Annotated in this window: 13 protein-coding genes; 8 read left to right on the forward strand and 5 right to left on the reverse strand. The window is 20.3% G+C overall.

Going from position 1 to position 12,825, the window contains the following annotated elements; translation table 11 throughout:
* Window positions 1-5: 5 nt before the first annotated feature.
* Entirely contained in the window at window positions 6-1,181 is a 1,176-nt protein-coding gene (locus tag GJU00_RS00200; RefSeq protein WP_168893316.1) for an outer membrane protein assembly factor BamB family protein, read from the reverse strand.
* 82 nt (window positions 1,182-1,263) lie between these two features.
* Entirely contained in the window at window positions 1,264-2,547 is a 1,284-nt protein-coding gene (gene hisS, locus GJU00_RS00205) for a histidine--tRNA ligase (RefSeq protein WP_168893317.1), read from the reverse strand.
* A 186-nt stretch (window positions 2,548-2,733) separates the two neighbouring features.
* On the opposite strand from hisS, the gene tadA reads away from it, so the two are divergent.
* From tadA to GJU00_RS00220, 3 genes are all read left to right on the forward strand, one after another.
* Window positions 2,734-3,201 carry a tRNA adenosine(34) deaminase TadA gene (gene tadA, locus GJU00_RS00210; RefSeq protein WP_168893318.1) on the forward strand — a complete coding sequence of 156 codons (468 nt, stop codon included), beginning with the start codon at window positions 2,734-2,736 and terminating at the stop codon, window positions 3,199-3,201.
* A 12-nt stretch (window positions 3,202-3,213) separates the two neighbouring features.
* On the forward strand, window positions 3,214-4,458 hold the full coding sequence (gene glyA / locus GJU00_RS00215) for a serine hydroxymethyltransferase (protein ID WP_168893319.1): 1,245 nt from the start codon (window positions 3,214-3,216) through the stop codon (window positions 4,456-4,458).
* Window positions 4,459-4,522: 64 nt separating this feature from the next.
* The gene (locus GJU00_RS00220) at window positions 4,523-5,089 is read left to right on the forward strand and encodes a DJ-1 family glyoxalase III (protein WP_168893320.1); all 567 of its coding nucleotides are present in this window, start codon (window positions 4,523-4,525) and stop codon (window positions 5,087-5,089) included.
* Between the two features lie 86 nt (window positions 5,090-5,175).
* Here the strand turns inward: GJU00_RS00220 and nusB are convergent, their stop codons facing one another.
* From nusB to ribD, 3 genes are read right to left on the reverse strand one after another with little or no spacing between them, the layout of a single operon-like run.
* Entirely contained in the window at window positions 5,176-5,595 is a 420-nt protein-coding gene (nusB, locus tag GJU00_RS00225; protein WP_168893321.1) for a transcription antitermination factor NusB, read from the reverse strand.
* Window positions 5,592-6,092, reverse strand: coding sequence for a 6,7-dimethyl-8-ribityllumazine synthase (gene ribH / locus GJU00_RS00230; protein ID WP_168893322.1), 501 nt, complete (start codon window positions 6,090-6,092; stop codon window positions 5,592-5,594). The genes nusB and ribH overlap by 4 nt, the downstream gene beginning before the upstream one ends.
* Before the next feature lie 33 nt (window positions 6,093-6,125).
* Window positions 6,126-7,238: a bifunctional diaminohydroxyphosphoribosylaminopyrimidine deaminase/5-amino-6-(5-phosphoribosylamino)uracil reductase RibD gene (gene ribD, locus GJU00_RS00235; protein WP_168893323.1), complete on the reverse strand. Its 1,113-nt coding sequence runs from the start codon at window positions 7,236-7,238 to the stop codon at window positions 6,126-6,128.
* A gap of 213 nt (window positions 7,239-7,451) precedes the next feature.
* On the opposite strand from ribD, the gene leuA reads away from it, so the two are divergent.
* From leuA to GJU00_RS00260, 5 genes are read left to right on the forward strand one after another with little or no spacing between them, the layout of a single operon-like run.
* The gene (gene leuA / locus GJU00_RS00240) at window positions 7,452-8,996 is read left to right on the forward strand and encodes a 2-isopropylmalate synthase (protein ID WP_168893324.1); all 1,545 of its coding nucleotides are present in this window, start codon (window positions 7,452-7,454) and stop codon (window positions 8,994-8,996) included.
* 26 nt (window positions 8,997-9,022) lie between these two features.
* Window positions 9,023-10,114 (forward strand): 3-isopropylmalate dehydrogenase, encoded by a 1,092-nt coding sequence (gene leuB, locus GJU00_RS00245; protein WP_168893325.1) that lies wholly within the window; start codon window positions 9,023-9,025, stop codon window positions 10,112-10,114.
* An 18-nt stretch (window positions 10,115-10,132) separates the two neighbouring features.
* Complete coding sequence (gene leuC / locus GJU00_RS00250; RefSeq protein ID WP_168893326.1) at window positions 10,133-11,524, forward strand: 3-isopropylmalate dehydratase large subunit; 1,392 nt, start codon at window positions 10,133-10,135, stop codon at window positions 11,522-11,524.
* Window positions 11,525-11,531: 7 nt separating this feature from the next.
* On the forward strand, window positions 11,532-12,134 hold the full coding sequence (gene leuD / locus GJU00_RS00255) for a 3-isopropylmalate dehydratase small subunit (protein ID WP_168893327.1): 603 nt from the start codon (window positions 11,532-11,534) through the stop codon (window positions 12,132-12,134).
* 17 nt (window positions 12,135-12,151) lie between these two features.
* Window positions 12,152-12,823, forward strand: coding sequence for an adenylate kinase family protein (locus GJU00_RS00260; RefSeq protein WP_168893328.1), 672 nt, complete (start codon window positions 12,152-12,154; stop codon window positions 12,821-12,823).
* The last annotated feature ends 2 nt before the right edge of the window (window positions 12,824-12,825 follow it).

A 12,825-nucleotide genomic window follows, 5' to 3' on the forward strand; every position in this document is an offset into this window, starting at 1 on the left:
ATTTATTATATTGTTAAAATTTTAAATAAATATATTTTATTATATATAGTTTGTATAACTAATTTATTCTTTATTACTAAAATATGATTTATTTTATATTTATCAATTTTTTTACTTCCAAGAAGAATTCCTTTTTTAAGATCTATCCAATAAAGAAAACCTTTATTATTTGTAAAAAAAATTTTTTTATTATATATAAATAAATTATTAATTTTATTATTTTTAAATTTATCTATTATCCATATTAAATTACCATTTTTAGCATTTAAGGCAAAAATTCTATTTAATGGATCTATTAAATAGATAATATTATGATTTATAATAAAATTTTTATGAGTAAAATATATTTTTTCCCAAATAATATCACCCGTACTTAAATTAATAGCCATAAAATTACCATTATAAGAGGATACATAAACAATTCCTTTATATATAATTGGTTGTATATCAATATCATTTATACCAATAAAATTTTCTTTATTATTCATTCTTAGTAAATTTTGTTCCCAAACTGATAATCCGTTAGTAATTATGTGAGAACTAACTAAACCATTATCACTACCTATAATTACATTATCAAAAAAAAGTACAGGGTCAGATAAACCTCTTATAGATAATAAATTTGAATGTCCTAAATGTACTGTCCATAAAATTTTACCATTATTTTTATCTAATCCCTGTAAAATATCATTCATACTATGAACTATTAATATATTTTTTCTAATAACAAATTTAGATAATATTTCATTAAATATATTTTGTTTCCAAATAATAGATTTATTCTTGATATTTATTGCAAAAATTTTTCCTTGCTTATTACCAACATATAAATAATTATTAGAAATTATAGGTCCAGATGTAAGATACTCATATCTACAAGATGAGAAAAAACAATATTTATTTATTAAATTAATATACCAAATAATTTTACCTGTTTTTATATTTATACAATAGATAAATCCATTTTTATTAGCTAAGTATAAAAATCCTTTACTATAAAAAGGATTTAATTTTTTAAAAGAAAGATTATTGTTTCCTATATTATTTTGCCATATTAATTTAACTCTTATTTTATTAGATTTATATAATGGATTATTATTTTTTTCATATGTACATGAAGTTAAACAAATAGAACAAAGAATAAATATTAACATTACAAATTTTGATAATTTTATTTTCATATTTTACTCTTTTATAATTAAAATTTATTTTTTAGTAATTTTAATATTTAACCAGATAAAATCTTTTCAATGAAAAAATTTATTAAAATATTTTTTCTAAATGTAATATTAATTTATCCTCTGGTATAATTATTTGTTTTTTAAAATATAAATCTTTAATAATAATTGAAGAATCTTTTATTTCTTTTTGACCTATAATAATGATAAAATGTGATTTATATTTATTTGCTTGAATAATTTGTTTTTTTAAATTTTTAAAAAGATAACTAGTAACTATTCTAAGTTTAGGAAAATATTTTCTAATTAATTCTCCAATAACTAAAATTTTTTTTAAAATATGATTATTTTCCATTGGTATTAAAAAAATATCAATTAGATATTTAGTATCTAATTTAATAGATTTCATATTTTCAACTAATAAAATTAAACGTTCTATCCCTATAGCACATCCAATTCCACTATTAATTTTTTTATTACTCATATTATTAATTAATTTATCATATCTTCCTCCTCCACATATAGTTTTAGGATTTCCTGTTCCTATATTATTAGTTTTCCATTCAAATACTATATCATTATAGTAATCTAATCCTCTAACTAAATAATCATTTATAATAAATTTTATATTCATAAAGTTTAAAATTTTACATAATTCCTCAAATTTATGTATACTATGTTCATTAAGAAAATCTTTTAGTTTAGGTGCATTAATTAATAATTTTTGAATATTTTTATTGTTACTATCTAAAATCCTTAAAGGATTTGTATATATTTTTTTTCTATCTTTTAAATCTAAAAAATGTGAATTTTTTTCTAAAAAAAATATTAATTTTTTTATATATTTTTCTCTGTCTATTATAGAACCAATAGTATTAATTTCTAAAAAAATATTTTCTGTAACATTTAATTTTTTCCATATATTATTTGTAAGAATAATAATTTCAGCATCAATATAAGGAGATTTTAGACCGAGTATTTCAATACCAATTTGATTAAATTGTCTATATCTTCCTTGTTGAGGTCTTTCATAACGAAACATAGGACCATTATACCAAAAACGTTTATTGTTATAAAAAATATTATGTTCTATTATTGCTCTAATAAATCCTGTAGTTCCTTCTGGACGTAAAGTTAAAGAATTTTTATTTTTATCTAATAAAGTATACATTTCCTTTTCTATAATATCTGTATTCTCACCAATAGTTTTATTAAATAATTCACTTTTTTCTAAAATAGGTAATTTAATTTCTTGATAACCATAATTACTTAAAATATCTTGAATAATATCTTCAATATTTTTCCATAATAAAGTATTTGGAAATAAATAATCATGCATACCATAAATTGATGTAATTTTTTTTATCACTATAAATTCTCTTTATTAATATTAATATTAATTTTAATTATTTTTAGCATTTTTATAAAATTTTAAATGTATTAATATTATACTAATAACAATTATTTTTAAAAATAAAATATATATTCTTTATATATTTTTATATAATAAAATTAACTTTTAATTAATATAATTAAACTTAAAATATATATTTTAATGAAAAATGATATTTATTGGATGAAATACGCTTTGAGTTTTGCTAAATTAGCAAAAAATACTGGAGAAATACCAGTTGGAGCAATTATTGTAAAAAATAATAAAATAATTTCTTATGGCATGAATAATTCAATTAAAAGAAATGATCCTACGGCACATGCTGAAATAATAGCTTTAAGAAAAGCGGGGAAATATTTAAAAAACTATAGATTATTAAATACAACTATGTATGTCACATTAGAACCATGTTTAATGTGTTCCGGCGCTATAATTCTTAGTAGAATTTCTCGGTTAGTATTTAGTGTTTATAATAAAAAATATAGCAATATAGGATCTTTTATAGATTTATTAGGTATTTATAATATAAACTATAAAATAAAAATAAATTCTGGAATTTTACGAAAAGAATGTACAAATATAATAAAAAAATTTTTTTTTTTAAAAGAAAAAAAAATAATTTTTTTTTAAAAGGTAATTAATTTGATAAAAAATAAAAAAATATTTAACTATGATATAGAATTATTAAATATTTTAAATAAAGAATCAAAAAGACAAGAAGAAAGTATTAATTTAATAGCTTCTGAAAATTATACATCATATAATGTAATGTTTTTCCAAGGATCTAAATTAACTAATAAATATGCTGAAGGATATCCTAAATATAGATATTATGGAGGTTGTAAATATATTGATCAAATTGAAAATATTGCTATACAAAGAGCTAAAAAATTATTTAATGCAGATTATGTTAATGTACAACCACATTCAGGATCACAAGCTAATTTTGCTGTTTATATGGCTTTATTGAAACCTGGAGATATTATAATGGGATTAGAAAATTCACATGGAGGTCATTTAACACATGGTTCTAAAGTAAATTTTTCAGGAAAATTTTATAAAAATATATCATATAAAATTAATGAACAGGGAATAATTGATTATAATAATTTATTACAATTAGCAAAAAAATACAAACCAAAAATGATTATTGGAGGTTTTTCATCATATTCAAGAATATGTGATTGGGCTAAAATGAGATATATTGCTGATATAATAAATGCATATTTTTTTGTTGATATTTCACATATTGCTGGATTAATTATTGCAGGATTATACCCTAATCCATTACCTTATGCTCATGTCGTAACTAGTACAACACATAAAACATTATCTGGACCGAGAGGAGGTATTATATTATCATTAAAAAAAAATAAATATTTATTTCAAAAATTTGACAAATCTATTTTTCCCGGTAGTCAAGGTGGTCCGTTAATGCATGTAATTGCAGCTAAAGCTGCTGCATTTAAAGAAGCATTAAATCTTAATTTTATTTTATATCAAAAACAAATATTAAAAAATGCTAAATTAATGGTTAAAATTTTAAAAAAATATCATTTTAAAATAGTATCTAATTGTACTGAAACTCATCTATTTATTATAGATTTAACAAATAAAAATATGACAGGAATAGAAGCTGAATTATTATTAGAAAAACATAATATTATTGTAAATAAAAATAGCATACCTAATGATGTAAATCCTCCTTCTATTACATCTGGAATAAGAATAGGGACACCTGCTATTACAAGAAGAGGTTTTAAAGAGCGAGAAATATATTTATTATCTAAATATATCATAAATATTTTAAATAAAAAAAATAAATATTGTAAAAATATAAAAAATAATGTTATTAAATTATGTAGGATATTTCCTATATATAAATAATATATTTTTTAATAATATATTATTTAAAATTTTAGTTTTTAAATAAAATTAGGAGAATTTTATAATGATAAAATGTGATTCTGTTTTTATCTGTGTTACAGATGGTATTGAAGATATAGAAACAGTATCTTCAATAGATATTTTAACTAGAAGTAATATAAATGTTGTATTAGTTAGTATAAATAATAAACGAGAAATAGTATGTGCTCATGGTACAAAAATCATAAGTGATATTTTTTTTAATAATATAGAAAATATTAATATCAAAAATGTAATAGCAATGATTCTTCCTGGTGGGTTACAAGCATCTGAAAATTTTCAAAAAAATTATTTTTTATTAAAATATTTAAAAAAAATTAAAAACTCTAATCGGATAATAGGTGCAATATGTGCTGCACCTGCTATGGTTATTAGTGCAAATAATTTATTTCCTAATGCAAAAATGACTGGATATTTAGGATTAAAATATTTAATACCAAATCAACAGTGGATAAAATATCCAGTTTATTGGGATAATAAATATAAATTATTAACAGGACAAAGTGTAAAATATGCTATTCAATTTAATTTAAAATTAGTACAAATTATTTTAGGAAAAGAAGTATCGCGAAAAATAGAAAATGAATTATAAATAAAAAATTTTATAAAAGATTAATATATTTAAAATATTTATAGTTTTATTATATAAATAATTATTAAAAATAAAAATTTTAATTATTAACTTCTGAGTTTATTTGCTATTTTATCTAATACACCATTAATAAATTTATAACTATTCTCTCCTCCTCCAAATTTTTTTGCAAGACAAATACTTTCATTTATTACAACTTTATATGGAACATCTAAACGATTAATTAATTCATATAGAGAGAGCCGTAAAATTGCTTTTTCAACTTGTCCTAATTCAAATAATTTACGAGATAAAAATGGTTTCATTACATTATCTAAATAAAAACTATTAATTATTACACCATTTATTAAATCATTAAAATAATCAATATCAATATTTTTAATGTTTTTTATTGATTCATTTAAAAAATAATATTGGATCTCATTAAAATTATTTTTAGATAATTGCCAAGAGTAAATAGCTTGTAAAGCATATTTTCTAGATTGATATCTTTCAGTAAATTTCACTTAACTTCCTTTTTACTTTTTATATGTAATAATTGTATTGATTTAAATATATTAATCATTTCTAATAAAGTTAAAGCTGCTTCAGTACCTCTATTACCTATTTTAACTCCTGATCTTTCAATTGCTTGTTCAATATTATCTGTCATCAAAATACTAAAAGAAATTGGAATATTATTTTGTACTGATAAACTAGATATTTGAGAACAAACTTCTTGAGATAAATATTTAAAATGAGATGTTTTTCCCTTAATAATAGTTCCAATTGCTATTATACCATCATAAATATTTTTTTGTATTAATAAATTTATAACTGATGCTATTTCATAACTTCCTGGTACCCAACATATAGTTATATTTTTATCTTGGACCATTCCTATTCTTTGTAAAGTATCAATAGTAGCATATAATAAATTTTTATTTATAAATGTATTATATCTTGATATAACAATTGCTATAAAAGCATTAGGTGCTATAATATTTTCATCAATAATTTTCATAATATATTATTTATATCCTTTTTTTTTATAAAATTATTTAATAGGTTTTAATATTAATTTTAAATCTGATCCTAATTTCTTTATTTTTGTAAAATAAAAATGAGGTACATTAATTATATTTGTAAATTTATGTATATTACATAAATTTAATGACATATTTCCTAATAATTTAGGAGCTAAATATATAATTAATTCATCTATTAAATTATAATTAATTAAAGATCCTGATAGAATACTACCTGCTTCTATAAGAAGAGAATTAATCCCTCTATTACCTAATATTTTAAATAAATTTTTTAAATTAAAATAGTTATTAATTTCAGGAATAATAATTTGCTCTACATAATTAGGCCAATTTTCAAAAGTATATTTTGATTTTACTAAAATTATTTTTCCAGGAGATAAAATAATGTTATTATTAGGTTTAATTTTATTTAATCTATCTAAAATAATTCTAATTGGTTGTCTTAATGATTTTTTAGGATATATTTTTTTTATTTTATAAGATAATTCATTCCATTTAACTAATAAAGTAGAATTATCTTGTAAAATAGTTTTACTTGTACTTAAGATAGCTGTACTTTTTGCACGTAATGTTTGAACATCTTTTCTCGAAATAATGGAAGATATCCATTTACTATTCCCATTTAGCAATGCAATTTTACCATCTAAAGATGATGCTAATTTAAGTTGTATCCAAGGTATACCTGTGTTCATTCTTTTAAAAAATCCATAATTTATAGATTTAGCTTTTTTTGATAAAATATTATTAATTATTTCAATTCCTTTATTTTTTAAAAATTTTAATCCTTTACCATTTACTTTTGGATTAGGATCTTTTGAAGCAACTACTAATCTTTTTATCTTAGCATTAACTAATGCTTTACAACAGGAAGGTGTTAAATTTTTATAATTACAAGGTTCTAATGTTACATAAACTGTTGCTCCTTTAGCATATTGACCTGCCATTTTTAATGCATTAATTTCTGCATGAGGTTTACCTGTTTGAAAATGATATCCTTTGCCAATAATTTTTTTATTATTAACAATAATACATCCTACATTTGGATTAGGAGTTGTAGTAAAAATTCCTAATTTAGCTAATTTAATTGCATGCATCATATAAAATTTATCTATTGAATACATAATAACCTTAAAAAATGTTTAATATTAATATAATTAGATAAATATTTATAAAAAATAATTTTTTATTTAAATATTTAATAAATATAAATTATTATAATTATATATTAATATATATATAAAACATAATTTTTCTAATTATTTAATTAATTATTAAAATAGTTTTAATATAAAAAAATATTTTTAATAAATTTTCTTTTAAGAGATAATATTTATATGAAAAAAAAAATAATTCTTTTTGATACTACATTACGTGATGGTGAACAATCACTAAAATCTAATTTAAATACTAACGAAAAAATAAAAATAGCATTAGCATTAGAATCGATGGGTATCGATATTATCGAAATTGGATTTCCTATTTCTTCTCCTAATGATTATCAAACTTCTAAAAAAATATCAAATATTATAAAAAATAGTAAATTATGTGGTTTAGCGAGATGCAAAGAAAAAGATATAGATATGGTATATAAAGCATTAAAAAAATCTCAAAATTTTAGAATTCATCTTTTTTTAGCAACTTCTCCTATACATATTATTACAAAATTAAAAACTACTTTGAATAAAATAATAGAAAAAATATCCTTTATGATAAAATATGCACGTAAATATACTGATGATATTGAATTTTCTTGTGAAGATGGAAGTAGAACACCTATTAATGATTTATGTTTAGTTGTACAAACAGCTATTAATGCAGGAGCTACAACTATTAATATTCCAGATACAGTAGGTTATACATTTCCTCAAGAATATTATAATATAATTTCTCATTTAAAAAAAAAAGTAGATAATATAGACAAATGTATTCTTTCAGTTCATACACATAATGATTTAGGTATGGCTGTTGGTAATGCTATTACGGCAATAAATGCAGGAGCGAGACAAATAGAAGGAACTATTAATGGAATAGGAGAAAGAGCAGGAAATTGTGCGTTAGAAGAAATAATTATGGCTTTATATACAAGAAAAAAAAATATGAATTTTTATACTAATATAAATTATGAAAAAATATATTATACAAGTAAAATAGTAAGTAGAATTTGTAATATCCCATTAGCTATTCATAAAGCTATTGTAGGAAGTAATGCTTTTTCTCATTCTTCTGGAATTCATCAAGATGGTATGATAAAAAATAAAAAAACTTATGAAATATTAAATCCAAAAAATATAGGTTTAAATAAAACAAAAATTAATCTTACTTCTAAATCAGGAAGAGCTGCAGTTAAATATCATATGAATTTAATGGGATACAAAAAAAATACATATGATATTAACATATTATATAATAAATTTATTAAATTAGCTGATAAAAAAGGACAGATTTTTAACTATGATTTAGAATCATTAGCTTTTAATAATGAAATAGAAAATAAAACAGAATATTATTCATTAATATATTTTAATGTACAATCTAATTCTAATATTTCTATTGCAACAATAAAATTAAAATGTGGGAAAATAATAAAGTTAGAAGCAGCAACAGGATTAGGACCCGTTGATGCAATATATAAAACAATAATTAGAATAACAAATTATGATATAAAACTTATAAAATATATACTAAAAGCTAAAAATCATACTGAAGAATCAATAGGTCAAGTTAATATTAAAATAAAATATAAAAAAAAATTTTTTTATGGAATTGGTTTATCTAAAGATATTATTAAAGCTTCAGTTATTTCAATTATTAATTGTCTTAACAGTATTTGGAAATCTGATAGAGTACAACAAAATATATTAAAAATTAATAAATTTTAAAATTTTAAAATTTTAAGGAATAATTTATGTCAGATATATTTAAAATAGCTATTTTACCTGGAGATGGTATTGGTCCGGAAGTAATGAAACAAGCATTAAAAATATTAGAAAAAATTAAAAAATATATAAATAAAAAAATATTTATTGATAATTATGTTGTAGGTGGAATAGCTATCAATAAATATGGTAATCCTTTACCTAAAAAAACACTATATGGTTGTGAAAATTCTAATGCCATATTATTTGGATCTGTTGGAGGTCCTGAATGGGATTATTTACCTTTAAATAAACGACCAGAAAAAGGATCATTATTAAAATTAAGAAAACATTTTAATTTATTTGCAAATATACGTCCTGCTTTTTTTTATAAAAATTTAAGTATTTTAAGCCCATTAAAAGAAAAAATTTTAAATAAAGGTTTTGATATTATTTGTATTAGAGAATTAACAGGAGGTATATATTTTGGAGTACCTAATGGTAGAAAAAAAAAAGGTATAGATGAATATGCATTTGATACTGAAATTTATTCAAGATTAGAAATAGAAAGAATTGCACATATTGCTTTTAATTTAGCATTAAAAAGAAAAAAAAAAATATGTTCTATTGATAAAGCAAATGTTTTAAATACATCAATATTATGGCGTGAAGTTGTAACAGATATATCTAAACAATATACATCAGTAAAATTAGAACATATGTATATTGATAATGCTGTTATGCAATTAATGAAAAATCCTTCTCAATTTGATATTATATTATGTTCAAATTTATTTGGAGACATAATATCTGATCAATGTGCAATGATTACCGGATCAGTAGGTAATTTACCTTCAGCTAGTTTTAATCATGATTATTTTGGTTTATATGAACCGTCAGGAGGTTCTGCTCCTAATATTGCAGGAAAAAATATAGCTAATCCTATTGCACAAATATTATCACTAGCAATGTTAATTGAATATTCTTTAAAAGAAAGAAATATAGCTCAAAAAATAAAAAATGCTATTCAAAAAGTATTAGATTTAGGTTATAGAACTAAAGATTTATTTACAAATAGTAAAAATGAAAAAATTGTTACAACTGATGATATGGGAACATTAATTATGCAATCTATTATATAAAGAATATAGGTAAAATTTATGGGAAAAACATTATATGAAAAAATATATAATAGACATATTATTTGTAATATAAAAAATAATATTAATTTATTATATATTGATAGACATTTTATTCATGAAGTAACTTCACCTCAAGCATTTAAAGCTTTGAAAAATAAAAATAGAAAAGTTTATAAATCAAATAAAACTTTTGCAACTATGGATCATAATGTATCTACTAAAATAAAAGATATAAATGCATCTGGTTATATAGCTAAAAAACAAATGGAAACACTTATAAAAAATTGTAATGATTTTAATATTAAATTATATGATATTTATCATCCCAAAAATGGGATAGTACATGTTATAGGACCAGAACAAGGAATAACATTACCAGGAATGACTATTGTATGTGGAGATTCACATACTTCTACTCATGGAGCATTTGGATCATTAGCTTTTGGGATAGGTACTTCAGAAGTTGAACATGTTTTAGCAACTCAAACATTAAAACAAGATCGTGCTAAAAATATGTTAATTAATATTAATGGTAATATATCTAAAAATATTACAGCAAAAGATATAATATTATCAATAATTAGAAAAGTTGGTATTAGTGGAGGAAATGGATATATTATTGAATTTAATGGTGAAGTTATAAAAAAATTAAGTATGGAATCTAGAATGACAATTTGTAATATGTCTATTGAAATGGGAGCTAAAGCTGGATTAATTGCACCTGATAATATAACTTTATCATATTTAAAAAATAAAAAATTTACTCCTAAAAAAGATTTATGGAGAAAAGCTTTAAAATTTTGGAAAACATTATATAGTGATGATGATGCTAAATTTGATAAAATTATAAATATTAATATTACAAAATTAACTCCTCAAATTTCTTGGGGTACTAATCCTGAACAAATAATTGGTATAAATGAAAATATTCCGTTAATAAATTCCTATAAAAATCATAATAAAAAAAAATTAGCTATAAAAGCTTTAAAATATATGGATTTACATGAAGGTATTAAATTAATTAATTTAAAAATTAATAAAGTCTTTATTGGTTCTTGTACAAATTCTAGAATTGAAGATTTAAGATTAGCTGCAAAAATAGTTGTAGGAAAAAAAATTGCTCCTCATGTTACAGCAATAGTTGTTCCAGGATCTAATATAGTAAAACAACAAGCAGAAAAAGAAGAATTAGATAAAATTTTTAAGAATGCAGGTTTTGAATGGAGATATGCAGGATGTTCTATGTGTTTAGCAATGAATAATGATAAATTACAACCAGGAGAAAGATGTGCTTCTACTAGTAATAGAAATTTTGAAGGTCGTCAAGGTCGTGATAGTAGAACACATTTAGTAAGTCCTATTATTGCCGCAATAACAGCTTTATATGGTTATTTTACTAATATAAATTGAGATATATATGAAAAAAAAAAAATTACAATATAATGGTATTATAGCTCCTTTTAATATATCAAATATTGATACAGATGTCATTATACCAAAACAATTTTTACAAAGAAATAATAAAACAGGATTTGGAAAAAATTTATTTAATGATTGGAGATACTTAGATGATAAAAATAAAATAATTAATCCTAATTTTATTTTAAATAAAAAAAAATTTCAAAATTCAAAAATTTTATTAACTAGAGAAAATTTTGGTTGTGGTTCGTCTAGAGAACATGCTCCGTGGGCATTATTAGATTTTGGTTTTCATACTATTATTGCTTCTAGTTATGCAGATATATTTTATAATAATGCTATAAATAACAAATTATTATTAATTATTTTAAATAAAAAAATAATTGATCAATTATTTTTTATAGTAGAAAAATTTCCTGGTATTTTATGTTATATAAATTTATTTCATAAAAAAATTATGATAAATAATCAATTTTTTAATTTTAAAATTAGTGAAGATACAATTAATTTTATTACAAATGATTTAGATCAAATAGATTTAACAATGAAATATTCTAAAGAAATTAATATCTTTGAAAAGACATATTTTAAGTTTTTTTAAAATGAGAATATTATTAAATGCGTATAATATTATTAGGTCCTCCAGGAGTAGGAAAGGGAACTTATGCTAGGTTTATATCTGAAAAATATAATTTACCTAATATTTCTATAGGAAATATATTAAGAAATTATATTTTAAATAATAAAAACTCTCTTTTAACTAATAAAATAAAAAATTTTATTAAAAAAGGAATAATGGTTCCTGACAATATAACAATTAAAATTATTAAAAATAGATTATACAATATAGACTGTAAAAAAGGTTTTTTATTAGATGGATATCCTAGAAATATTGTACAAGCTAATATTCTAAAAAAAGAAAATATAAAAATAGATATAATTTTAGAATTTTATATACCAAAAAAACAAATTATTAAAAGAATTATAGGTAGGAAAATACATCTATCTTCAGGTAGAACCTATCATATAATTTTTAATCCTCCAAAAATAAAAGATAAAGATGATATAACAGGAGAAACATTAATAACTAGAACAGATGATAACCTTATTACTATTAAAAATCGTTTAAAAGAATATTTAAAACAAACTAAACCATTAATTAAATATTATTACGAAGATTATATAAATAAAAAAGTTATTTATAAAAAAATTAACAACACATTATCTATTTTAGATGTAAAAAAAAAAATAAATAATTTTTTAAAAAAATTTAATATAAAAAAAAAATAATT

The organism is Enterobacteriaceae endosymbiont of Donacia simplex, from assembly GCF_012568645.1.
Classification (GTDB): Bacteria; Pseudomonadota; Gammaproteobacteria; order Enterobacterales; family Enterobacteriaceae.